This window comes from Thiomonas sp. DCM-2, from assembly GCF_056820905.1.
In genome coordinates this window covers 1,700,418-1,723,927 of record NZ_CM165962.1, presented here as the reverse complement: position 1 = coordinate 1,723,927, position 23,510 = coordinate 1,700,418, and the positions used below count along the sequence as shown (strand labels likewise).

Sequence of the window (23,510 nt, the reverse complement as noted above, 5' to 3'; positions counted from 1 at the left end):
CATGGTGACCACCCTGCGCCCCGCATCGGCGGCGGCCTCCAGCAAGCCCCGCGTGCTGCAGCTCGCCATCAAGGAAAAACCGGCACTTTATGCGTCCTACATCCCGTTTTTCCCCGAAGGCGGGGTGTTCGTGCCAACACCGCACGAGTACCGGCTGGGGGAGGGCGTGTACCTGCTGCTCACCATCGTCGATGATCCGCAGCGCTATCCGGTGGAAGGCAAGGTAGCCTGGATCAATCCGGCCAATGCGTCCAACCATCGGCCGCAGGGCATTGGCGTGCGCTTTCCGGCAGACGACAAGGCACGGCACCTCAAGGTCAAGATCGAGGAAGTGCTGGGCGCTGCCGAGGCCAGCGGCAAGCCGACCAACACCATTTGAAGCTGTTCACACTGCGCATGCTGACCGACTCCCATTGCCATCTGGCCTATCCGGGCCTGGAAGAACGCCTCGACGCGGTGCTCGCGCACATGCACGACATGGGGGTGGGCCGTGCGCTCAATATCTGCACCACACTGGAAGAGTTTGATGCGGTGCACGCCATTGCGCTGCGCTACCCCGGCGTGTGGGCATCGGTGGGTGTTCACCCGGACAATGAGGGCGTGCGCGAACCCACGGTCGATGATCTGACCGCGCGGGCGGTTCTGCCCCGGGTGATCGGCATTGGCGAGACCGGCCTCGATTACTTTCGCCTGGGCGACCGTACCAGGGCCGACATGGAGTGGCAGCGCGAGCGCTTTCGGGTGCACATCCGTGCAGCCCTGCGCGTGGACAAACCGCTGATCATCCACACCCGTGCCAGCGCAGACGACACCCTCAACATTCTGGCCGAAGAGGGGCAGGGGCGCGCCAGAGGCGTCATGCACTGCTTTACCGAGAATTGGGAGGTTGCCCGGCGTGCGCTCGACCTCGGGTTCTACATCTCCATTGCCGGCATCGTGACCTTCAAGAATGCGCAAGCGCTGCGTGATGTGGCCGTGCAGGTACCAGCCGATCGCCTGCTGATCGAGACTGACAGCCCCTATCTTGCGCCCGTGCCGCACCGCGGAAAAACCAACGAACCCGCCTATGTGTCCTATGTGGCCAGCTACCTGGCGGAGTTGCGTGGCGTCAGCGCGGACATTTTGGCAGAGCAGACCAGCAGCAACTTTTCCCGCCTGTTTTTACAATGAATCAAATAGATGGAAAGAATTTCTGAGGTGAATTGTGAATAAAAATCGGCGCCGTTTCCTGCAGGCAACTGCGGCCATTGCCCTGTCTGCAGGCCCGAGTGGGTGGGCGCGTGCCGGTGCGTACACCGATTTTTTCCGGGCGGTCAACGTGGACGATGTTGGCGCAGTGCGCAGCCTGCTGGCGCAGGGCTTCGACCCCAACGCGGTGGACAGCAAGGGCAATACCGCCCTGTATCTGGCACTGCGATACAACTCCCTCAAGGTTGCCAGACTGTTGATCGACGATCCGCACATTCATCTCAATCAACTCACCCCGGCCGATGAGAACGCGTTGATGATCGCCTGCCTGCAAGGCGATCTGTCCATCGTCAAGCTCATGGTGGAAAAGGGCGCAGAAATCAACAAGCCCGGCTGGACACCGCTGTCCTACGCTGCAACACGCGGCCACACCGACATCGTCAAGTATCTGCTCGATCACTCGGCTTACATCGATGCTGCTGCGCCCAATGGCTCGACTCCGTTGATGATGGCGGCTTACTTCGGCTACGACAGCACCGTCAAGCTGTTACTGGAGGAAGGCGCAGACCCCAGGCTGAAGAACGCGATGGGCTATACCGCCTTGACCCTGGCCACCCAGATGCATCACAAGGACATTGCGGCCATGATCGCCAAGACCATGGGACAAGACCGGCCCAAGGGTTCCTGGTGAGTTGTGGGAATCAGTGAGCGCTGGCGGCAACACCTTTTCGCTGGAGCCGATAACAAGAACATATGTGCATTATGTTAAATAGTTTGCAGACTCGAACGAGGCCATGGCCACACGCAGACTCCCCCTGCATGGACTCGCACGTTGCGCCGAGCAACAGCATGGCTCGGACTCAGAACGGCACCGTGCGCACTCAAGCCGACGACTCGTCTGCCGTTGCAAGCTGATTTTCCGGCGCGACATTCTGAAGCTGATGCTTGAATTTGTGGCTGGCGTGAAAAATGACGACGCGCCGCGCGGCAATGGGAATGATCTCGCCGGTGCGTGGATTCCGTCCAGGCCGTTGCGCCTTTTCGCGCAATTGAAAATGACCGAAGCCGGATAACTTGACGTCTTCTCCCCGCGCCAGTGCGTCGCGGATGCGGTCGAAGAACGCATCGACCATATCTTTGGATTCGCGTTTGTTGAAGCCAATCCGTTCATAAAGCTGATCGGCAAGTTCTGACTTGGTCAGCGTCGGTGTCTGCACCGAGTCGATCTGGATGCGTGCCATGCCTCTCCCTCCTTGGTCGTTCTGATTTCTTTTATCGGCGCGACTCAGTCTCTGAGTTGCGCCCCGGTTTGTTGCCTCACCGCATCAATCAAGGCTTGGCAAGCAGCATCGACCCGTTCGTCGGTCAGTGTTTGCACGTCCTGTAACTGCAGCCGGAAAGCCATGCTCCGAAATGCCGTCTCACCTTGCGGGGTGAACAGGTCGAAAAGGTGGATTTGACGAATGATGCCGCAAACCGCCAGGTTCTGGATGGCAGTTTGCGCTGCCTGTTGCATTTGCGCGTAGCTGATCGTTGTGGGCACCTGAAACGCCAAGTCGCGCTGGACTGCCGGCACACGGTTGATTGGCGTAAACGCCGGTGTCCGCTGGGCCTGCAACAGCGTCGCGTCCAGCTCGAAAACGATGGGGGCGAATTGCAGGGAATAACTCTGTACCCATTGCGGATGCAGTTCCCCGACAACCCCCAGAATTTCGCCATTCAGCAGCACTTGTGCGCTGCGGCCCGGGTGCAGCGCCGGATGCGCGCAAGGCAGCCATTGCAGTTCTCCCGCACCGTGGCAAAGAGCCTGGACATCGCCCTTGATGTCATAAAAATCCACGCGGCGCTCGCCCTCCCCCCACTGCAGCGGCAAAGCAGAGCCATAGGCCAGACCGGCCAGGCGGGTTGGCTGGCGAATGCCGGCAACCTGCATCGGTCCATCCTCAGCCTGATTGTCCCGCGTGAACACCCGACCGAGTTCAAACAGCCGCAGGCGTCTGGCGCGGTGACTGAGGTTGTCCGCCAGCACCTTGACCAGTGACCCGATGAGTGTGGATCGCATGGCCGACATCTGGGCGACGATGGGGTTGAGCAGGCGGATCGGGTTGTCTTGCCCGGCAAAGTCCTGTTCCCACTTGGGGTCGGCAAAGGAGAAATTGATCGTCTCCTGATACCCCAGCGACGCCGTCTTGAGACGCAGCGCATGCAGGCTGCGTTGCGCCTCCGGCACGGGCAAGGGCTGAAGGCGCGCCACAGGCGCCTGCGTGGGAATGTTCTCGTAGCCGTGAATGCGTGCGATCTCTTCGATCAGATCTTCTTCGATTTCCAGATCGAAACGCTCACTGCCTGGCGTCACGATCCAGGCCGGCTCTGCGCCGGACTCGAACTCGGCCTTCAAGCCCAGCCGGGAAAAAATCTCCCCCATGCGTTGCGCACCGACCGGAATGCCGATCACCTTTTCGCAGCGTGCCACCCGCATGCGCACCGGCTTGCGCTGCGGTAGCTGGGTGATCTGATCGTCGGCAGGCCCGGCCTTTCCACCGCAGATCTGCAGAATCAGCGCGGTGATTGCGTCCAGGTGCTCCACGGTCGTGGCATAGTCCACACCACGCTCGAAGCGTGCGGCGGCATCGGTGGAAAAGTTCAGACGCCGCGCCCGTCCGCGAATCGCATCTGGCCACCAGAAGGCGACTTCAAGATAGATGTCGGTCGTGTCCAGCGTGACAGCCGTGGCTTCGCCGCCCATGATGCCCGCGAGCGACTCGACGCCGTTTTCAGCAGCAATCACGCCCATGTCGGCACTCAGGGCGATGGTCTGTCCGTTGAGGAGTTCCAGTTGCTCGCCCTCGCGCGCCCAGCGAACGGTGAGATCACCGCGGATCTTCGAGAGATCGAACACATGGCTCGGACGTCCCAGTTCCAGCATGACGTAGTTGGAAATGTCGACCAGCGCAGAAATGCTGCGTTGGCCGCTGCGTTCCAGCCGCGCCTTCATCCACAGCGGGGTTTCCGCTCGTGCATTCACGCCACGAATCACGCGTCCGGAAAATCGACCGCACAACTCCGGTGCCTCGATGCGCACCGGCAGGCGATCATTCAGCACGGGCACGATGGGATCGAACCGGGGCGTGTGCAGCGAAGCTCCTGTCACCGCCGACACTTCGCGTGCCACGCCGAGCACGCTCAGGCAGTGCCCCAGATTGGGCGTGAGCTTGATGGTGAACACGGCCTCATCCAGCACCAGCAGTGTGCGCAGATCCGTACCGGGCGCGGGGGTGCCGCCCAGCGCCAGCAGGCCTGCGTGGTCGGCCGACAACCCCAGCTCGCGTGCGGAACAGAGCATGCCTTGCGAGTCCACCCCGCGCATTCTGGCGGCACCGATGCGCAAGGCGCCCTGCCCCTCCTGTTGTGGCGGCAACTCGGCCCCGACAATGGCGCACGGCGCGAACATGCCCGTAACCACATTCGGAGCGCCGCAAACGATCTGCAGCAACTCGGCCTGGCCGACATCGACCTGACAAACGCGCAGTTTGTCTGCGTTGGGATGGGGCTGGACATCGCGAACCAGACCCACGACCACGCCGGAGAACTGCGGCGCAGCAGGGCGCACGTCCTCGACTTCGAGACCAGCCATGGTCAATGTCTCGGCCAGCGCATCAGTCGTGAGGTCAGGATTGCAAAACTGGCGCAGCCAGGATTCGGGAAACTGCATGATTGGCTCTTATGTGGATGCTCAGCTCGGTGGGATATTCCCGCGAAATCAGAAGGGAGAGACGTCGGCGCGGCAGTCTTCAGGCGAATTGCTGCAAAAAGCGCAGATCGTTTTCATAAAACAGCCGCAGATCCGAGATGCCATAGCGCAGCATGGTGATGCGATCGAGCCCGCTGCCAAACGCGAACCCGATGAATCGCTCTGGATCAAGGCCAAAATTGCGCACCACGGTCGGGTGCACCTGGCCGGAGCCGGCCAGTTCCAGCCAGCGCCCTTTCAGCGGCCCGCTTTCGAACATCATGTCGATTTCGGCTGAAGGCTCCGTGAACGGGAAGTAGGATGGACGAAACCGCACAAGAATATCGTCGCGCTCGAAAAAGGCCTTCAGGAAACTGGTGAACGTCCCCTTGAGATCAGCCATCGACACATCACTGTCGATCCACAGGCCTTCGAACTGGTGGAACATCGGCGAATGTGTGGCGTCGCTGTCCACACGATAGGTGCGCCCCGGCGCAATGACCTTGATCGGCGGCATCTGCGCCGCATTGGCATGGCGCTGCACATGGGCCCGGGCATAGCGCACCTGCATCGGTGAGGTGTGTGTGCGCAGCAGCAGCGGCTGCCCATGCGCATCCTGTGCGTCCACATAAAAAGTGTCCTGCATCGAGCGCGCAGGATGGTTCTGCGGAGAATTCAGCGCGGTGAAATTGGTCCAATCATCCTCGATCTCGGGCCCGTCGGCCACATCGAATCCCATGGAGCGAAAAATCTGCTCCATCCGGATCCAGCTCCGTGTCAGGGGATGCAGGCCGCCCTGGTTGCCTTCTCTGCCCGGCAAGGTCACATCGATGGCTTGCGCCTGCAACTGGGCCTGGAGCGCCGCTTGCTCGAGCGCTTCGCGCCGCTGCTGCAAGGCTTTCTCGATCGCCTGCTTGGCCAGATTGATTTCCGCCCCCCGCGCACGTTTCTCCTCTGGGGAAAGCGCTGCGAGCGATTTCATCTCCGCAGTGATGATCCCGGTCTTGCCGAGATAACGGGCCTTGGCGTTTTCCAGCGAGGCGGAATCCGCTGCCTGAGCAAATTCCGTGCTGGCTTGATCAATCAGGGTCTGCAAAGGATTCATGAGCGTGCAAATGACTGGAAGTGAACATGCCGCGCCAAACCAATCGGCAACAAAGAACAAAGGCCTGTTGAACAGGCCTTTGCACAGCGAGACACCACCGCACAGGGCGGCGGTTGGTCAGGCCATCGCAGCCTTGACCTGATCGACGATCTTGGCGAAGGCGGCCGCATCATGCACTGCCATGTCGGCGAGCACTTTGCGGTCGATTTCGATGCGGGCTTTCTTCATCCCGTTCATGAACACGCTGTAAGTCAGGCCGGACTGACGCACCGCGGCGTTGATCCGGGTGATCCATAGCGAACGGAATTCACGTTTCTTGGCACGACGGTCACGGTAGGCATATTGCCCAGCCTTCATCACCGCCTCTTTGGCGATGCGGTAGACGTTTTTGCGGCGGCCGCGGAAACCCTTGGCGAGATCGAGAACTTTTTTGTGACGTGCACGTGCAGTCACACCACGTTTGACGCGAGGCATTTAAGACTCCTTATCCTGATTGAAGATTCGAACCGAGGCGACTGGCGCTTCAGGCGAAAGGCATCATGGCGGCGATCTGCTTCAGATCACTGTCATGCACCGCAGTGGCCCCACGCAAGTGACGCTTGTTCTTGGTGGTTTTCTTGGTCAGGATATGGCGCTTGAACGCTTGGCCACGTTTGACAGTGCCGCCAGGACGCACGCGGAATCGCTTTGCGGCACTTTTCTTGGTTTTCATCTTGGGCATGATTGCTCCATTAAATATGACATATCCGCAGGCGGCCTGACGATGAACCAGGCACTTTCAAGCCCACGCACACGAGTTTTGCGGCATTTGCCCATCTGGACAGAACACACGCGGCTGCAGTGGACACTGCAGTTTTTCGCCACTTGCGCAGCAAAAACACGCAACCCACCCCAACGCGCATTCAGGCAACCCGCCCGAACGTGCAGGAGTGGCTTATTTTTTCTTCTTTGGCGCGATGACCATGATCATCTGACGCCCTTCGAGCTTGGGCATCTGCTCGACTTGGCCGACATCTTCCACATCGGCCTTCACCCGTTCCAGAACCCGCATCCCGATATCCTGGTGGGTAATTTCACGCCCACGGAATCGAAGACTTACCTTGCCCTTGTCGCCCTCTTCGAGAAAACGGCGCAGGTTACGCAGCTTGATCTGGTAATCACCATCGTCCGTTGCGGGGCGGAATTTGATTTCCTTGATCTGAATCTGCTTTTGCTTCGCACGGGCCTCATGGTTCTTTTTCTGTTCTTCGTATTTGAACTTGCCGTAATCCATCAAGCGACAGACCGGGGGCGATGCGGTTGGTGCAATTTCCACCAGATCCACATCATGCTGCTCGGCGAGTCTGAGCGCCTCGGAGAGGGAAACCACCCCGATGGCCTCGCCTTCCGGCCCGATCAGACGGAGTTCGGGAAGCGTGATTTCGCGATTCAGACGATGGGCGCGTTTTTCCGGTGTATTACGGCTCTGGAACGTAGCGATGGCTCAAACCTTTCAATTCAGACAAACATTGTGCTGCGAGACCGATGATTTCACTGCCGGTCTTGGCTGCGCGACCGCACTTCCTGGGAGAGTTTTTGCGTCAGCGCCTCCAGGGACAGCACCCCGAGGTTGACATTGCCGCGTGCCCGGACCGCAACTGTTCCTGCGTCTCGCTCCTGGTCACCGACCACGAGCAGATAGGGCACTTTGTTCAATGCATTTTCTCGTATTTTATAGTTGATTTTTTCGTTGCGCAAATCCAACTCGACTCTAAAGCCTTGTTTTGTCAGCGCTTGTGCAACAGTGCGAGCGTAATCAGCCTGCGCATCCGTGATGTTCATCACCACGGCCTGCACCGGCGCGAGCCACAAGGGCATGGCGCCGGCGTAGTGCTCGATCAGCACACCGATGAAGCGTTCCATCGAACCAACGATGGCGCGGTGCAGCATGACCGGACGCACGCGCTGAGAATGCTCGTCGACATACTCGGCGTCCAGGCGTTCGGGCATCATGAAATCGACCTGCATGGTGCCGACCTGCCAGGCGCGGCCGATCGAGTCCTTCATGTGGTATTCGATCTTCGGGCCGTAAAAGGCGCCCTCGCCCGGCAACTCCTGCCAAGCCACGCCGCAGGCTTGCAAGGCGGCACGCAGGGCAGATTCCGCCTTGTCCCAGACCGCGTCCTCACCAATGCGCTTTTCCGGACGCAGGGCGATTTTGAGGGCAATGTCGGTGAAACCGAAGTCGGTGTAGACCTGCATGGCCTGTCGATGGAAGGCAGTGACTTCCGCTTCGATCTGGTCTTCCGTGCAGAAAATGTGTCCGTCGTCTTGCGTGAATCCACGCACGCGCAGCAAACCGTGCAAAGCGCCGGATGGCTCATTGCGGTGGCAGGAGCCAAATTCCCCGTAGCGAATCGGCAGATCGCGGTAGCTGCGCAGGCCAGAATTGAAAATCTGGATGTGCCCCGGGCAGTTCATCGGCTTGACCGCAAACTGACGCTTCTCGGACTCGGTGAAGAACATGTTCTCCGAATAGTTGTCCCAGTGCCCGGAACGCTTCCACAGGCTGACATCCAGGATCTGCGGCCCCTTGACTTCCTGATAACCGCTGTCGCGATAGACCTGCCGCATGTATTGCTCGACCGCCTGCCACAGCGCCCAGCCTTTGGGGTGCCAGAACGCCAGGCCCGGCGCCTCTTCCTGGAAATGGAAGAGATCGAGTTCCTTGCCGAGCTTGCGGTGGTCGCGCTTTTCCGCCTCTGCCAGCGCGTGCAGATACGCCTCCTGATCTTCCTTCTTCGCCCAGGCGGTGCCGTAGATGCGCTGCAACTGCGCGTTGCGATGGTCGCCACGCCAATAGGCACCGGCAACCTTCATCAGCTTGAAGACCTTGAGGCGGCCAGTCGAGGGAACGTGCGGCCCGCGACACAGATCGGTGAACGCGCCTTCCGAATAGAGCGAGACATCTTCACCAGCGGGAATGCTGGCGATGATCTCGGCCTTGTAGTGCTCGCCCAGCGATTTGAAGTAGTCCACCGCTTCATCGCGCGGCAAGACCTTGCGCAGCACGGGCTCGTCCTTGCGTGCGAGTTCTGCCATGCGCGCCTCGATCTTCTCCAGGTCTTCTGGAGTGAATGGGCGCTTGTAGGCGAAGTCGTAGTAGAAGCCGTTGTCGATCACCGGGCCAATCGTGACCTGCGCATCGGGATAGAGATCCTTGACGGCATAAGCCAGCAGGTGCGCAGTCGAATGACGAATGATCTCCAGGCCCTCGGCGTCTTTCTCGGTGACGATGGCCACTTCGGCATCCTGCGTCAATCGGTAACTGGTATCGACGAGTTTGCCATCCACTTTGCCGGCCAGGGCGGCCTTGGATAAACCGGCGCCGATGGACTGCGCCACTTCGGCGACGGTCAACGGCGCATCAAACTGGCGCTTGGAACCGTCGGGTAAGGTGATCTGAATCATGGTGTGTTCGCCTGAATGAAAAAAGGTGCGGCCGGGCCGCACCTTGTCATGTTTCTGCACGTGCGTGCGGTCCTCTGCAAGTCAAGGGGTCTGCAAACGAGTTCGAAACGGTGACATGGCGTGCATGAGCGATTTGGGTGAGTCGAAGGGGCATCCCCGTGCGACGGGATTGCTCTGTTGATGACGACTTGATTGTGACTGTTTGATCTCGGCGTCCGCTTTTGGCGATCAAGATCGCCGTCGCGCGCCGAAGCGGGTGTCACAAGCCTGTCTTGGAAGTTGCAACCCGCAAGGGCAAAAAGGAGATGTTAACTGATCGCCTTTGAGTCGGGCCGGAAGTCCACAACCTGTTCATTCCCTGTTGGGAATCTGAATTCACCCGGTTGCTGGTCAATTTGACCTGCAGGGCGTTGACACAACGCAAAGCGCTCGATTTGAACCTGCGTTGCATGTCAGAACCTTGTTGCAAAGTTCTGTTCGAATGTTGCATTCGATGACAGGAGTCCCGATGCAACGACGAACCTTTGTTTTCTCTGCAGCGATCACGGCACTGGCCTGGCCCGCGCTGGCCTTGGCGTCCCCGCTTGCGGTGGGCGACGCCTTGCCGCAATTGCAGTTTGAAAATCAGCACGGCAAGATGGAAGCATTTCCTGGCGCAGGTACCCGTGTGGTGTTGTTCGCCATCGAAAAGGCGCCTTCAGACGAAGCCAATACCTTTCTCACCAATCTCGGGGTGGAGGGCATGCGCAAGGAAGGCATCGTGTTTCTGGCGGACATCAGCGGCATGCCGGGCTTTGTGACCCAGAGCTTCGCCTTGCCGAAAATGCGCAAGCGTCCCTACTCCATCCTGCTGGCCAACAAGGCGGATCAGGCTGCTTTCATGCCGCATGAAAATGACGCAGTGACCGTGCTGCAGGTCAATCAGGGCAAGATCACGCGCATCACATTTGCCCGCGACGCGGCTGCCATCAGGGCCGTGGTCGATTCGCACTGATCAGATCAGCTCACCGATCAGGTCATGTCCGTCCGCGCGGAGGATGCGCACTCTGACGAACTGGCCTGCTGCCTGCGCCAGACGCATTTTCTGCGAAGCCTTTTCAGGCGGCAGGACATGGACCTTGCCGTCGATTTCTGGCGCGTCCGCATAGCTGCGGCCCGTGCCGCCTTCGCGGCTGGCCTGATCCAGCAGAACCCGCATCACCTGTCCCACGCGCTTTTGCAACTTGCGTGTGGACACGGCTTCCGCCACGGCCATGAAGCGGGCGCGGCGTTCCTCGCGAAGCGCATCGGGCACAGGGTTTGGCAGCGCGTTCGCAGACGCGCCCTCCACAGGCGAGTAGGCAAAGCAGCCCACGCGGTCGAGTTCGGCTTCCTCGATGAAATCGAGAAGCGTCTGAAATTCCTCTTCCGTTTCTCCGGGGAATCCGGCGATGAAGGTCGAGCGCACCACCAGCTCTGGGCAGATGGCGCGCCAGCGGGCGATGCGCTCCAGGTTGCGCTCGCCACTGGCCGGGCGCTTCATGCGTTTGAGCACATCCGGGTGGGCATGCTGCAGCGGGACGTCGAGATAGGGCAGGATGCGCCCCTGTGCCATCAGTGGCAGTACCTCATCCACATGGGGATAGGGATAGACGTAATGCAGCCGCACCCAGGCGTCATGCTCTGCGGCCAGCGAGCCCAGCGCGTCGACCAGTTCGGTCATTCGAGTGCGAATGGGACGGCCATCCCAGAAGCCGGTACGGTACTTCACATCCACGCCGTAGGCAGACGTGTCCTGACTGACGACCAACAGTTCCTTCACCCCGGAAGCAAACAGCGCGCGCGCCTCGTTCAGCACATCGCCGATTGGGCGCGAAACCAGATCGCCGCGCATCGCCGGAATGATGCAGAAGGTGCAGCGATGATTGCAGCCCTCGCTGATCTTGAGATAGGCGTAATGCTTGGGGGTGAGCTTGATGCCGGCGGGCGGCACCAGATCGACGAACGGATCGTGCGGCTTGGGCAGGGCCGCATGCACGTGATGCAGCACTTCGTCGGTGGCATGCGGGCCGGTGACCGCCAGGACCTTGGGATGGACCTCGCGCACCAGATTGTTGCCCGTGACTGCATCGCTGCGTGCACCCAGACAGCCGGTCACGATGACCTTGCCGTTCTCGGCCAGAGCCTCGCCGATGGCGTCCAGGCTTTCCTGCACGGCCGCATCGATGAAGCCGCAGGTGTTCACAATGACCAGATCGGCGCCGGCGTAGCTCTTGGAGGTGGCGTAGCCCTGCGCCCGCAGTTCGGTAAGGATGCGCTCGGAGTCAACCAGCGCCTTCGGGCAACCCAGTGAGACAAAGCCGATCTTTGGTGCGACCGGCGTTGTGCCTGCAGGGGGAGAAAGTTGTTGTTCCATCCCGCGATTGTCGCTGAAGGGCAGACCGCGCGTGATGCGCGGGCCGCTCTGCCCGTCACTTCTTCTCTGGCGGCTTGAACGCGCCGAGCATCTGCTTGGCCTGCTCCTGCATCTGCTCCTGCATCTGCATGTAGAGATTTTTGCTCTGTTCGAGATAGCTGCCCATCATGTTTTGCAACATGGGGCTTTGCACATTCAGAAACTGTGTCCAGGCTTCGGGGTTGAGCGCAGCGCTGTCGTAGACCCCACGCGTTTGCTCCGACAGCTTGTTCTGGATGTCGATGAAGGCCTGCACATTCTTTTCCAGATAACTGCCCATCATGCCCTGCATGGCATGGCCGTAGAAGCGGATGATCTGTTCGAGCATCACCGCGCTGAACATGGGCACGCCCCCGCTTTCTTCCTCAAGAATGATCTGCAGCAGGATGCTGCGGGTGAGGTCTTCGCCGGTCTTGGCATCCTGCACCACGAAACGCGTCCCGTCCATGACGAGTTGCTTGACATCGCTCAGGGTGATGTAGGCGCTGGCCTCGCTGTCGTACAGGCGGCGATTGGGGTACTTTTTGATGACGCGCTGCAAGGAATCGGGCTTGGGCATGGGGAAACGATCTGGATCAGGAGAAAGGTGTGCGGAAGGAATTCTTGTCGCGATTGAACCATAACCCTCGGCCGAAACCACTCAGACTTCCCCGGAAGTCCATCAGCTCATGTGCAGGCCGCCATTGCAGGAGAACTCGGCGCCTGTGGTGAATCCGGCATCCTCGCTGGCGAGCCAGACAACGATGGAGGCGATTTCTTCCGGCGTTCCAAGGCGCTTGACCGGTATCGAGGAAATGATCTTGTCGAGCACATCCTGGCGGATGGCCTTGACCATGTCGGTCAGGATGTAGCCCGGCGACACGGTGTTGACCGTCACCCCCTTGGACGCCACTTCCAGCGCCAGTGACATCGAAAAGCCGTGCATCCCGGCCTTGGCCGCGGCGTAGTTGGTCTGGCCAAACTGCCCCTTTTCGCCGTTGACCGACGCAATGTTGATGATGCGTCCCCATCCGCGCTCCACCATCCCGTCGATCACCTGCTTGGTGACGTTGAACATGGAATACAGATTGGTGCGCAGCACCAGGTCCCAGTCCTCGTAGGTCATCTTGCGCAGCACGGCGTCGCGGGTGATGCCGGCGTTGTTCACCAGAATGTCCACCTGACCATGTTCGGCAAACACCTTCTGGAATGCGGCCTTGGTCGACTCCCAGTCGGCCACATTGCCTTCCGAGGCATAGACGTCATAGCCCTGCGCCCGCATGGTTTCCAGCCAGCCGTCCTTGCGGCTGGAATTGGGGCCGCACCCGGCGATGACCTTGTGCCCCGCCTCGCACAGCCGCTTGCAGATGCCGGTGCCGATACCGCCCATACCTCCCGTGACATAAGCCACCTTCTTGCTCATCGTGATCTCCTCATTTGGTTTGAATTGTGTTCCATCCGGTCAACGCTCCAGCGCCATCGCCACGCCCATGCCGCCGCCAATGCACAGAGAGGCCAGTCCCCTCTTCGCATCGCGTCGCTGCATTTCATGCAGCAGCGTGACCAGAATGCGGCAGCCGCTTGCGCCGATGGGGTGGCCGATGGCGATCGCGCCGCCATTGACGTTGACCTTGCTGGTGTCCCAGCCCATTTGCTGATTGACCGCAATGGCCTGCGCGGCAAACGCCTCGTTGATTTCCATCAGGTCGAGGTCTTGCGGCGTCCAGCCTGCGCGCGACAGACAGCGCTGCGAGGCCGGAACCGGGCCCATGCCCATGTAGGCCGGATCGAGCCCGGCGTTGGCATAGGCGCGGATGGTCGCCAGAGGTTTGAGGCCCAGTTCGGCAGCGCGCCTGGCGCTCATGACCACCACCGCAGCAGCACCATCGTTGAGCCCCGAGGCGTTGCCCGCCGTGACCGATCCGGTCTTGTCGAACGCGGGACGCAGACCGGCCAGGCTGTCTGCGGTGACGCCGTGGCGCACGAACTCGTCGGTGGCGAAGGCCACTGGATCCCCCTTTTTCTGCGGCAGCATCACCGGCACGATTTCGTCGGCGAAGCGTCCGGCCTTCTGCGCTGCCTCGGCCTTGTTCTGGCTGGCGGCGGCGAAGGCATCCTGCATCTCCCGGGTGACGCCGTATTTTTTTGCCACGTTTTCTGCGGTGATGCCCATGTGGTACTGGTTGAACGCATCCCACAGGCCATCGACGATCATGGTGTCGATCAGCTTCCAGTCACCCATGCGCTGGCCATCGCGCGAGCCCGGCAGCACATGCGGCGCGGCGCTCATGTTTTCCTGCCCGCCGGCCACCACGATGTCGGCATCGCCGTCACGGATGGCCTGCGCGGCCAGCATGACCGATTTCAGTCCCGAGCCGCAGACCTTGTTGATGGTCATCGCGGGCACCATGTCGGGCAACCCGGCCTTGATGCTGGCCTGGCGTGCGCCGTTCTGCCCGATGCCTGCCTGCAGCACCTGCCCAAAAATGACCTCGGACACCTGCGCCGGTTCGAGTCTGGCACGCGCCACGGCTTCCTTGATGACCAGAGCGCCCAGGTCGACCGCAGGCACCTTGGCCAGCGTGCCGCCGAATTTTCCAACCGCAGTCCGCACGGCGGAGACGATGACGATGTCATTCATGGGGTAAGTCCTTTACGAAGTGAAATGAACATTCCATGCCTCAGGCGCGCACCTTGACGTAGCGCCCCGGCGCGGGTTCGATGGGCTTGTAGCGCGCGTTGCCGGGCTTCCTGGGCGCAGCGATTTCCGGTCCGGCCTGCTTCGCCAGCCAGCCGGCCCAGTCGGTCCACCAACTGCCCGGATGTTCGATCGCGGCATCAATCCACGCCTGGGCGGTAGATGGCAGCTTGCGCTGCCCGCTGGGAGAGATCCAATGGCTGCGCTTGTTGCGCCTGGCCGGGTTGATGACCCCGGCAATGTGTCCAGACGCGCCCAGTACAAAGCGCATGGGGCCGCCCAGGATCTGCGTGGTTTCATACGCCGTCTTCCACGGCACGATGTGGTCTTCGCGCGAGGCATAGACATAGGTCGGCAACTTGACTGACTGCAGCACCAGCGGCACCCCGGCCACGGTCAGCGCGCCGGGCTGGCGCATGCGGTTTTCCAGGTAGGTGTTGCGCAGATACCAGGCGAACAGCGGGCCGGGCAGATTGGTCGAATCGGAATTCCAGTACAGCAGGTCGAACGGTGGCGGCGTTTCGCCCTTGAGATAGTTGCCGACGACGTAGTTCCACACCAGATCGTTGGGCCGCAGGCTGGAGAAGGCCGTGGCCAGCTCGCGTCCGGTCATCAGGCCGCCCTGGCCCAATGTCTGTTCGCGCAGGGCCACCGAAGCCTCGTCCACATACACGCTGAGAATGCCGGTATCGGTGAAGTCCACCATCGTGGTCAGCAAGGTGGCGCTGTGGGCAAATTGCTCGCCGCGCGCCTGCAGCACAGCCAGCGCATTGGTCAGCAGGGTGCCGCCCACGCAAAAGCCCAGTGTGTTGATGGTGCCGTCGCTGCGTCCTGCAGCAATGTCGCGCACCACCTCCATGGCGCGGATCACGCCGTCCTGCACATAGTCGTCCCAGGTCAGATGGCCCATGCTGGCGTCCGGATTGCGCCAGGACATGACAAAGGTGCGATGGCCCTGCTCCACAGAAAACCGTACCAGCGAGTTGTCCGGCTGCAGGTCGAGGATGTAGTACTTGTTGATCGACGGCGGCACGAACAGCAAAGGCCGCGCATGCACCTTGGCAGTCAGCGGGGTGTACTCGATGAGCTGAAACAGGTCATTCTCGAAGACCACCTGCCCCGCCGTGGTGGCCACGTTGCGCCCCACTTCAAAGACCGATTCATCGGTCTGTGTCAGGCGCCCCTGTTTCAAGTCCCTGAGCCAGTTCTCCAATCCTGCGCGCAGACTGTCGCCCTGGGTCTGCACCGCCTTGTTCAGCGCCTCGGGGTTGAGCGGCAGAAAATTGGAAGGCGCTGCGGCGTCTACCCACTGCTGTACCGCAAAGCGCAGTCTTTGCCGCGTGGGTTCATCGGCCTTCACACTGTCGGCCAGGTCGAACAAGGCACGGGCGCCCAGCAGATACAGTGCCGCCGTGTAGCTTGAGATGCGGTTCTCGCTCCAGGCGCCCGAGGAAAAGCGCCTGTCATCGGCAGCGAGCGCAGCCGGGTTCGATGCATCCGGCGACAGCAAAGTGCTCCAGAGCTGGCGGAATTCAGCGAGATAGCGCTGCTGCAGTTGCTGCAGGCGCACCGGATCGACCTGAACGCCGGACAGGCCCGGCGCACCCGAGCCGTTCACCCCGCGCAGCATGGACGCCCAGGCCTGCGACATCTCCGCCATTGGGCTGCCCTGTACGCCAGACAAAAACGGTGGCGCGGCCTGATGGGTCGAATGCGCTTGATCCATGGGAGGTTGGAGCGAGGAGGGCTGCTGATTGAGGGGCCGCGTCGATGCGGCAACTGGTCACGGCATTCTTGAGCAGGGATGTGACGGTGTCAACGGGAAACAGGCCGGCGTGGTTCATTCAACCCAGATGCAAGCCGCCTGACGCCCTGTGACCGCCTGCCTGCGGTAAGAATAAAACCGTTGCGGGTTGCCCACCGTGCACAACCCTCCCCCGGCAATCTGCCCAGGCTGCATGCCTGCGGACTCCAGCCGCAGGCGTGCGAGTTGCCAGAGGTCGGCCCACCATTTTCCGGGCTTGCCCGGTTTGAATGCGTCCGCCGTCTGTGCATGCCGGTCGACAAACGCCGCGCGGACCTCCTCCCCCACTTCAAACGCCAGTGGGCCGATGGCTGGGCCGAGCACCGCCTGCACGTCCTGTGCAGCGCAGCCCGCACGATCGCAGAGCCTTTGCAGACTGGCCTCCAGCACACCACCAGCCAGGCCCCGCCAGCCGGCATGCGCCGCAGCCACGGCACGGCCATCCGGCGCGGCAAACAGCACGGGCAGACAGTCGGCCACGAGCACGGTCGCCGCGACGCGCGGAAGACTGGTGCATGCTGCATCTGCGGTCGGCTCCGCGCCGAGGTCGGTCAGCGCATCCAGATCGGCAACCTCCACGCCATGCACCTGCTGCAGATAGCGCGGCTGCGCTCCGCCCATGGCGTGTTGCAGGCGCTGACGGTTCTGCGCCACCAGCGCCGGTGCGTCGCCCACATGCGTGCCGAGATTCATGCCTGCGCCCATGCCGTCAGGCGCCCGCGCACAGGCATAGGCGCCGCGGCTCACCCCGCCCGCGCAACTGGTCAACAGCGCGTGCACCCGGGGATTGCCCGGCCAGACAACGCGCAGCCAGGGCGCATGGCGCTGTGCCTCGCCGAACCAGGAGGGAACAAAGTCGGTGCACTGCGGAAGGCGGATTGTCATGGGGCGATGGCTTCAGAGTGTGAGGGCCGGCCAGTGTCTGGGATCGATCTCCTCGGGCGTGCCGCCGCAGAGGTCCCAGAGCGCGGCGATGTCGTCCGGGATCGGTGCGACGCAGTCGATCGAGGCGTTGCTTGCGGGGTGGCGAAAACCCAGCCGTGCCGCGTGCAGCGCCTGACGCGCCAGGGGCAGATCGGGCCGGACCCGCCCGCCATAGACCGGATCGGCCACCAGCTCCAGCTTGGCAAACTGAAGGTGCACGCGGATCTGATGGGTACGCCCGCTGTGCAGCTTGCAGCGCAGCGCGGTCAGCCGCCCCCAGGGAGTCTCGCGCTCGGCCAGCGGGGTGAAATCGGTGCGGGCGGGCTTGCCGCCCTGCACCACCGCCATGCGCAGGCGATCGCGTGGGTGGCGGGCAATGGGTGCATCCACGTTGAACGACCGGTCCACCTGGCCCCACACCAGCGCCAGGTATTGCCGATGGATGGTGCGCGCCTGCAGTCTGCGCACCAGTTCGGTCTGTGCCTCCAGGGTGCGGGCGGTGACCATCAGGCCGCTGGTGTCCTTGTCGAGGCGGTGAACGATGCCCGCGCGCGGCAGCCCGGCGACTTCCGGATAGCGCGCCAGCAGACCGTTGAGCAGGGTGCCGCTCCAGTTGCCGGCTGCAGGATGGACCACCAGACCCGCCGGCTTGTTGAGCACGGCAAGCGCTGCGTCCTCGTGCACGACATCCAGCGGCAGATCTTCAGGCGCGAATGCGGTGTCTTCCGGCAGGGCGGGCACGGCCACGCGCAGCAACTCGCCAGCGCGCGCCTTGTCGCGCACCCCGGCGCGCTGTGTGCCCATGCGCACCAGACCGCTCTCGCACCATTGCTGCAGGCGGCTGCGGGAGTATTGCGGAAACAGCGCAGCCAGCACCTTGTCAAGCCGCTGACCCGCCTCGGACTCGGGAATGATGGCCTCGAGCACGCCCGGGTCGATGGGCGCGTCGCCTTCATCCGGTTCGTCGGGATCGGAGTCGATCGCGCTCCGGAAGGCAGAAAGGGAATGCTTGGTCATGGAGACGGGGCGCAGGGGCTCCCTATAATCCGCAGGCTCTACACCACCCTGGGTCATTGCTATGCGTGTTGCGTTGGATCGTCTTTGGACGCGGCGACTGTTGGGCGCCGCCGCTGCGGCGCTGTTTCTGGGCCTTGCGGGCTGCGCGTCCACGCCATCGAAAGACGAGACCCTGGGCTGGTCGTCGACCAAATTGTATGCAGAGGCCAAGGACGAGATGAACAGCGGCAACACCGACAAGGCGGTGAAGCTGTATGAGAAGCTCGAATCCCGCTACCCCTACGGTCTGCTGGCGCAGCAGGCGCTGATCGAAATTGCCTACGGCAACTACAAGCAAGGCGAACGCGCGCAGGCGCTGGCGGCCACCGACCGCTTCCTCAAGCTCTACCCCAACAATCCCTATACCGACTACGTGCTGTATCTGAAGGGCCTGATCAACTTCAACACTGATCAGGGCTGGTTCTCCTTTCTGTCGGACCAGAAGCTGTACGAGCGCGACCAGGCTGCGGCCAAGCAGTCGTTCGAGAGCTTCAAGGAACTGGTTACCCGGTTTCCCAAGAGCAAATATGCCCCCGATGCCATCCAGCGCATGCGCTACATCGTCAATTCGCTGGCCGAGTATGAAACCCATGTCGCGCTGTTCTATTACCGCCGCGGCGCGTATGTGGCCGCAGCCGACCGGGCGCAGCGCGCGATCGAGAACTATCAGGACGCGCCATCCAACCAGCTCGCCCTGGCGGTGCTGGTGCATGCCTACGGCAAACTTGGCATGACCCAGTTGCGCGACGACGCCGAGCGTGTGCTCAAGCTCAACTATCCGCAAAGCGTCTACCTGACCGAGGGTCTGCCGCGCCGCGACGACCCGTTCTGGAAGCTCTGGTAAACGTTTCAGCGCATCAGCCGCAGGAAATCCTGCGCGTCCTCGGCGCGGCTCACCCGGCCGAACGGTGGCAGGCTGGCAAGCAGTTGCCGCCCCCAGCCGGTTGCGGTCAGGCGCCGGTCGCACACCACCAGCACCCCACGGTCGGTTTCGGTGCGGATCAGCCGCCCCGCGCCCTGCTGCAGTGACAACGCTGCCTGCGGCATGCTGTAGTCGTTGAAACCGCTGCGTCCCTCGGCTTCGATCTGCTTGAGCCGCGCGGCGGTGAGCGGGTCATCTGGCGGGGCGAACGGCAGTTTGTCGATGATCACCAGGGTCAGCCGGTCGCCGGGCAGATCCACCCCTTCCCAGAAACTCTGGCTGCCCACGAGTACGGCCTGCGCAGTCGCTGCAAAGCGCGCAAGCAAGGCTGGCTTGGACTCCTCGAACTGTTCCAGCACAGCCCGTCCGGGCAGCAATTGCCGCAGGGTCTGCGCAATGCTCCTGGCGGCGCGCAGAGTGGTGGTGAGCACGAGGGTGCCACCCGCGTTGCAGGCGGCCAGTTGTGCCGCCAGCGCGCCAACGGCTTCGGAATGTCCGGGCTGGTTGGGCATCGGCAGGTCTTGCGGCACCAGCAGCCGCGCCTGCGCCGCGTAATCGAAGGGACTGGCCACGCGCAGTTCGCGGCAGCGCGGCTCGATGCCCTGCTCCACCGGCGCGCAGCCGCCGTGTTCCGGCGTCAGACCGAGTGCGGCGCGCGCGTGACGAAAATTGCCGCCGACGCTCAGGGTGGCGGAGGTGAAGATCCAGGCCTGACTGCGCTGCGCCAGCAAGGCGGCAAACGCCGCAGCAATGGACAGCGGCGCGGACTGCAGCCGCAGATGTGCGCTGCCGACATCGGCCCAGCGGACCTGGGGTGCTGCGCCTTCGTCACCCCCGGCGGCCGGGCTCTGCCAGTTGCCGAAGGCCTGCTGCAGCGCGGTGCAACGTTCCACCAGCCGCGCGAATTCCGGCGCGGCTTCCTCGTGGGCAGACAGAACGGCGGCGGTGTGCGCCAGCTGCGCCTGCAGATCGTGCAGGGCCACGTCCCAGCCGGGCAGACAGAGCATCTGGGGCTGGCTCAAGCGGCCAGGTGCCTGCGGCGCAACCAGACGCAGATCGCGCGCAGCCCGTTCTAGCGCGCCACTCAGGGTCTGCCAGTCGGCCAGGCCCTTGGCATGCTGCAAGCCACTCGCCAGGACGTCGCGGCTGAGATCGACCACCTGTGCCGTGCCGCAACGTGCGCCGAGAAACTGCACGCCGATCTCGGCAAGCTGATGCGCCTCGTCCAGGATCAGCGTGTCCGCGGTGGGCAGCAATTCGTTGACGCCCTCGCCGCGCAGCGCCAGATCGGCGAAAAACAGATGGTGGTTGATGATGACCACGTCCGACGCCATGGCCTCGCGCCGCGCCTTCATCACAAAACAGGCCTTGTAATCCGGGCAATCCGCGCCAAGGCAATTGTCTGTGGTGGAGGTGACGAGAAAATGGAGCGCCGAATTCTCCTCCAGCCCCGACAGCGCGGACAGGTCGCCGCGCGCATCGGTCTTGGCAAACTGTTCGATGCGGCGCAGCTGTGCATGCGCATGGCGGCCATGCACCCACTCCGCTGCGCGCTGCAGGCGGTAGAGACAAACATAATTGGAGCGACCCTTGAGCACGCAGGTACTGACCGCAGCGCCCAGCGCCCGGCGCGCGGCCGGCAGGTCCTTGGTATAGAGCTGATCCTGCAGATTGCGCGTTGCGGTGGAGATGATCACCCGTCCGCCATGCAGCAGCGCAGGAACCAGATAGGACAGCGTCTTGCCGGTGCCCGTGCCGGCTTCGGCCAGCAGAATGGCGCGATCGGTGATGGCCCCGGCCACGGCCAGCGCCAGCGCGCGCTGGCCTTCGCGCACGGACCACTGCGGCAACTCGGCCTGCAGCGGGCTGCCCGGTGAAAACAGCGCGTCGCAATGTTCGGCCAGCGCCGTCTGGGCTGACGGAGGATGCGCGGGATCAGCGTGCATGCCGCCGCCCGCCACAAGACTGTGTTGCGCGCCACCTAGAATCCGCGTTTTGCGTTTGCTTGTTCATCCACGCCTTCTGCTTTGCCCGACCAGCAGGCCTGATCTGTCCGACCCACCGCTGGCAAACCGCCGATTCTATGGACCCCACTGATCATTACCCGCCTTCCCGCCTGCCGCCGCTGCCCAAGCCGGTGCAGCATCAGGCGGGAACGCGCTGGCGGCTGAACGCGGCAAGCGGGCTGCACAAGGGTGACAGACCCTATCAGCAGGACCAGCTGCGCGTGATCGCGCATCCGCGCGTGCAGGGCTGCGTGCTTGCGGTGATTGCCGACGGCATGGGCGGAAAGAGCGGTGGCCGCAAGGCGGCAGATCAGGTGATGCTCACTGCGCAGCAGTTGTTCGAGCGCTACCACCCCGACAGCGATGATCCGCACGCGCTGCTGCAGCAGATCGTGCAGGAGAGTCACAGCATGATTCGCCTCACCGCCCTGTCCACCGAACAGGAGCCGCATTCCACCGCGGTGTGCGCACTGTTCCACGCTGACGAGGGCCGCTGCTACTGGTCGCACGTGGGTGACAGCCGCCTCTACATCTTCCGCGACGGCCGTTTATTGCTGCGCACCAAGGACGATTCGTATGTGCAGACCCTGGTGGACAAGGGCGAAATCACCGAGGCCAAGGCGCGCAATCATCCGATGAGCAATGTGCTCACCTGCAGCCTGGGCATGTCGGAACTGCCGATCAAGCCGGTCGAAGAAAGCGCGCTGGCCCCTGGCGATGTGCTCATGCTGTGCAGCGACGGCGTGTGGCACTACTTCACCGACCAGGATCTGGAAATCGCCACCTCCAAGCTGCAGGCGCGCGAATGCTGCCAATATCTCATCGACAAGGCCCGTACCCGCGCCGGGGGGCGTGGCGACAACCTGGCGATCATCGTCATCGATCTGGTGCGGCTGCCCCCGCCGGGCGCGTAGGCCTCTGGGCCTGTTCCCGCTATTTTTTCGCCCTCCACGCCGGCTGGCGTTTGTCGATGAAGGCTTGCACGCCTTCGAGTGCGCAATCGTCGAGCATATTGCAGGTCATGGTCTGCGCTGCCAGTTGGTAGGCCGCGTCGATGCCGGCCTCAGCCTGGCGATAGAACATCGCCTTGCCCATGCGCACCGCCGCCGCGGGTTTGTCCAGGATGCTGCCGACCAGGCGCTCGACCTCCACCTCCAGCGCATCGGGCGCAGCGACGCGATTGATCAGGCCGCGCTGCTGCGCGGTGGCGGCGTCGATGAATTCGCCGGTCAGCAGCATTTCCATTGCCTGCTTGCGCAGCACGTTGCGCGACAGCGCCACGCCCGGCGTGGAGCAGAACAGCCCGTAGTTCACGCCAGAGACCGCAAACCGCGCCTCGCTGCTGGCCACGGCCAGATCGCAACTCGCCACAAGCTGGCAGCCAGCCGCCGTGGCAATGCCGTGCACCTGGGCGATGACCGGCTGTGGCAGGCGCATCAGCCCGGTCATCACCCGGCCACAACGGGCAAACAGCTTTGCGTAATAGGCGTGCGAGGGATGGGCGCGCATTTCCTTCAGGTCGTGCCCGGCGCAGAATGCCCGACCCGCGCCGCGCACGATGACCACGCGCGTCACATCGTCGTGCATCAGCGCGTCGATCTGCTGCTGCAGTGCGTGCAGCAGCGCCTCAGACAGCGCGTTGAATGCCTGCGGACGGTTGAGAGTCAGCCGCACCACGCCGCGTGAATCGGTCTCGCGCAGCAATACGTCCGGGCTGTAGGATGGATCTTGCATCATGAGTCTCCTTGATCTGGAGCCATGGTGCCACGGCATCACCTGGGTGGGCAAGTGTCGCCTTCGCAATGCAACAGGCGATCGAGCTCGGTGATGCGGCTGCGGATTTGGTTCGCCTGGCAGGCATCCATCCGAGTCTGCCACTGCGGCCCTCCCCGATCGAGCGGGCCAACGCGGAACAGACAGTCCGCATTCACCCAGCGCCGCCACAGGTTTTGCGCATGATCCAGCCGCCGCTCGGCATAGGTGCCCATGACCTTTTGCAGTTCCAGCCGGTAGAGATGCCGCATGCGGATATTGAGCGCGTGGCGGGTCTGCGCCGCGCAGGCCGCGCTGTCGGGCTGCGCGCGGCACATGGGCGGCGGCTGGATCGGGGCAGTGGCGGCCAGCGCCAGCCCAGATCCGCCGATGGTCAAGAGAACCCCACCCAACATCGACTGCCAACGCATCGCATTGCTCCACCGAAAAACCTCATGGAGC

23 protein-coding genes are annotated in these 23,510 nt (G+C 62.6%); 6 read left to right on the top strand and 17 right to left on the bottom strand.

All coding sequences use genetic code 11. The features are described 5' to 3' along the window. Position 1 precedes the first annotated feature (1 nt). The 3 genes from AC1ZQA_RS08305 to AC1ZQA_RS08295 are packed head-to-tail and all read left to right on the top strand — an operon-like array spanning position 2 to position 1,879. Positions 2 to 379, top strand: a complete 378-nt coding sequence (locus AC1ZQA_RS08305; protein WP_482676511.1) for a PilZ domain-containing protein — start codon at positions 2 to 4, stop codon at positions 377 to 379. Positions 380 to 396: 17 nt separating this feature from the next. Then, positions 397 to 1,170 carry a TatD family hydrolase gene (locus AC1ZQA_RS08300; protein WP_482676510.1) on the top strand — a complete coding sequence of 258 codons (774 nt, stop codon included), beginning with the start codon at positions 397 to 399 and terminating at the stop codon, positions 1,168 to 1,170. A gap of 34 nt (positions 1,171 to 1,204) precedes the next feature. After that, positions 1,205 to 1,879 (top strand): ankyrin repeat domain-containing protein, encoded by a 675-nt coding sequence (locus AC1ZQA_RS08295; protein WP_482676509.1) that lies wholly within the window; start codon positions 1,205 to 1,207, stop codon positions 1,877 to 1,879. Positions 1,880 to 2,069: 190 nt separating this feature from the next. Here the strand turns inward: AC1ZQA_RS08295 and AC1ZQA_RS08290 are convergent, their stop codons facing one another. The 7 genes from AC1ZQA_RS08290 to thrS all read right to left on the bottom strand — a co-directional run bounded on the left by AC1ZQA_RS08290 (position 2,070) and on the right by thrS (position 9,473). After that, on the bottom strand, positions 2,070 to 2,477 hold the full coding sequence (locus AC1ZQA_RS08290) for an integration host factor subunit alpha (protein ID WP_482679299.1): 408 nt from the start codon (positions 2,475 to 2,477) through the stop codon (positions 2,070 to 2,072). Beyond that, complete coding sequence (gene pheT, locus AC1ZQA_RS08285; protein WP_482676508.1) at positions 2,474 to 4,900, bottom strand: phenylalanine--tRNA ligase subunit beta; 2,427 nt, start codon at positions 4,898 to 4,900, stop codon at positions 2,474 to 2,476. Before pheT ends, AC1ZQA_RS08290 begins: the two co-directional genes overlap by 4 nt. 79 nt (positions 4,901 to 4,979) lie before the next feature. Further along, on the bottom strand, positions 4,980 to 6,023 hold the full coding sequence (gene pheS / locus AC1ZQA_RS08280; protein WP_482679298.1) for a phenylalanine--tRNA ligase subunit alpha: 1,044 nt from the start codon (positions 6,021 to 6,023) through the stop codon (positions 4,980 to 4,982). Positions 6,024 to 6,140: 117 nt separating this feature from the next. Then, complete coding sequence (rplT, locus tag AC1ZQA_RS08275) at positions 6,141 to 6,497, bottom strand: 50S ribosomal protein L20 (RefSeq protein ID WP_482676507.1); 357 nt, start codon at positions 6,495 to 6,497, stop codon at positions 6,141 to 6,143. A 49-nt stretch (positions 6,498 to 6,546) separates the two neighbouring features. Next, positions 6,547 to 6,744 (bottom strand): 50S ribosomal protein L35, encoded by a 198-nt coding sequence (gene rpmI, locus AC1ZQA_RS08270; RefSeq protein WP_013123033.1) that lies wholly within the window; start codon positions 6,742 to 6,744, stop codon positions 6,547 to 6,549. Positions 6,745 to 6,957: 213 nt separating this feature from the next. Further along, a complete protein-coding gene (gene infC, locus AC1ZQA_RS08265; RefSeq protein WP_482679297.1) occupies positions 6,958 to 7,503 on the bottom strand; it encodes a translation initiation factor IF-3 in 546 nt (181 codons plus the stop codon). 50 nt (positions 7,504 to 7,553) lie between these two features. Next, positions 7,554 to 9,473: a threonine--tRNA ligase gene (thrS, locus tag AC1ZQA_RS08260; RefSeq protein WP_482676506.1), complete on the bottom strand. Its 1,920-nt coding sequence runs from the start codon at positions 9,471 to 9,473 to the stop codon at positions 7,554 to 7,556. Between the two features lie 508 nt (positions 9,474 to 9,981). Between thrS and AC1ZQA_RS08255 the strand changes: the two genes are divergently transcribed. Next, on the top strand, positions 9,982 to 10,467 hold the full coding sequence (locus AC1ZQA_RS08255) for a hypothetical protein (RefSeq protein ID WP_482676505.1): 486 nt from the start codon (positions 9,982 to 9,984) through the stop codon (positions 10,465 to 10,467). Here the strand turns inward: AC1ZQA_RS08255 and rimO are convergent, their stop codons facing one another. From rimO to AC1ZQA_RS08220, 7 genes are all read right to left on the bottom strand, one after another. Continuing rightward, positions 10,468 to 11,868 (bottom strand): 30S ribosomal protein S12 methylthiotransferase RimO, encoded by a 1,401-nt coding sequence (gene rimO / locus AC1ZQA_RS08250; protein WP_482676504.1) that lies wholly within the window; start codon positions 11,866 to 11,868, stop codon positions 10,468 to 10,470. Between the two features lie 55 nt (positions 11,869 to 11,923). Continuing rightward, positions 11,924 to 12,466 (bottom strand): polyhydroxyalkanoate synthesis repressor PhaR, encoded by a 543-nt coding sequence (gene phaR, locus AC1ZQA_RS08245; protein ID WP_482676503.1) that lies wholly within the window; start codon positions 12,464 to 12,466, stop codon positions 11,924 to 11,926. 102 nt (positions 12,467 to 12,568) lie between these two features. Beyond that, complete coding sequence (gene phbB / locus AC1ZQA_RS08240; protein WP_482676502.1) at positions 12,569 to 13,309, bottom strand: acetoacetyl-CoA reductase; 741 nt, start codon at positions 13,307 to 13,309, stop codon at positions 12,569 to 12,571. A 39-nt stretch (positions 13,310 to 13,348) separates the two neighbouring features. After that, entirely contained in the window at positions 13,349 to 14,527 is a 1,179-nt protein-coding gene (locus tag AC1ZQA_RS08235; RefSeq protein ID WP_482676501.1) for an acetyl-CoA C-acetyltransferase, read from the bottom strand. Positions 14,528 to 14,567: 40 nt separating this feature from the next. Beyond that, positions 14,568 to 16,310, bottom strand: a complete 1,743-nt coding sequence (gene phaC / locus AC1ZQA_RS08230; protein ID WP_482676500.1) for a class I poly(R)-hydroxyalkanoic acid synthase — start codon at positions 16,308 to 16,310, stop codon at positions 14,568 to 14,570. A 114-nt stretch (positions 16,311 to 16,424) separates the two neighbouring features. Continuing rightward, positions 16,425 to 17,273, bottom strand: coding sequence for a peptidoglycan editing factor PgeF (pgeF, locus tag AC1ZQA_RS08225; protein WP_482676499.1), 849 nt, complete (start codon positions 17,271 to 17,273; stop codon positions 16,425 to 16,427). A 12-nt stretch (positions 17,274 to 17,285) separates the two neighbouring features. Then, positions 17,286 to 18,329, bottom strand: a complete 1,044-nt coding sequence (locus tag AC1ZQA_RS08220) for an RluA family pseudouridine synthase (protein ID WP_482676498.1) — start codon at positions 18,327 to 18,329, stop codon at positions 17,286 to 17,288. Positions 18,330 to 18,390: 61 nt separating this feature from the next. Between AC1ZQA_RS08220 and AC1ZQA_RS08215 the strand changes: the two genes are divergently transcribed. Further along, positions 18,391 to 19,212 (top strand): outer membrane protein assembly factor BamD, encoded by an 822-nt coding sequence (locus AC1ZQA_RS08215; RefSeq protein ID WP_482676497.1) that lies wholly within the window; start codon positions 18,391 to 18,393, stop codon positions 19,210 to 19,212. 5 nt (positions 19,213 to 19,217) lie between these two features. Here AC1ZQA_RS08215 and yoaA read toward each other — a convergent pair whose 3' ends face one another. Continuing rightward, positions 19,218 to 21,236 carry a DNA repair helicase YoaA gene (gene yoaA, locus AC1ZQA_RS08210; protein ID WP_482676496.1) on the bottom strand — a complete coding sequence of 673 codons (2,019 nt, stop codon included), beginning with the start codon at positions 21,234 to 21,236 and terminating at the stop codon, positions 19,218 to 19,220. Positions 21,237 to 21,373: 137 nt separating this feature from the next. Between yoaA and AC1ZQA_RS08205 the strand changes: the two genes are divergently transcribed. After that, positions 21,374 to 22,210 (top strand): PP2C family protein-serine/threonine phosphatase, encoded by an 837-nt coding sequence (locus tag AC1ZQA_RS08205; RefSeq protein ID WP_482676495.1) that lies wholly within the window; start codon positions 21,374 to 21,376, stop codon positions 22,208 to 22,210. A 19-nt stretch (positions 22,211 to 22,229) separates the two neighbouring features. Here AC1ZQA_RS08205 and AC1ZQA_RS08200 read toward each other — a convergent pair whose 3' ends face one another. Further along, positions 22,230 to 23,033 carry an enoyl-CoA hydratase gene (locus AC1ZQA_RS08200; RefSeq protein ID WP_482676494.1) on the bottom strand — a complete coding sequence of 268 codons (804 nt, stop codon included), beginning with the start codon at positions 23,031 to 23,033 and terminating at the stop codon, positions 22,230 to 22,232. A 35-nt stretch (positions 23,034 to 23,068) separates the two neighbouring features. Next, positions 23,069 to 23,479 carry a lysozyme inhibitor LprI family protein gene (locus AC1ZQA_RS08195; protein WP_482676493.1) on the bottom strand — a complete coding sequence of 137 codons (411 nt, stop codon included), beginning with the start codon at positions 23,477 to 23,479 and terminating at the stop codon, positions 23,069 to 23,071. Between the last annotated feature and the right edge of the window lie 31 nt (positions 23,480 to 23,510).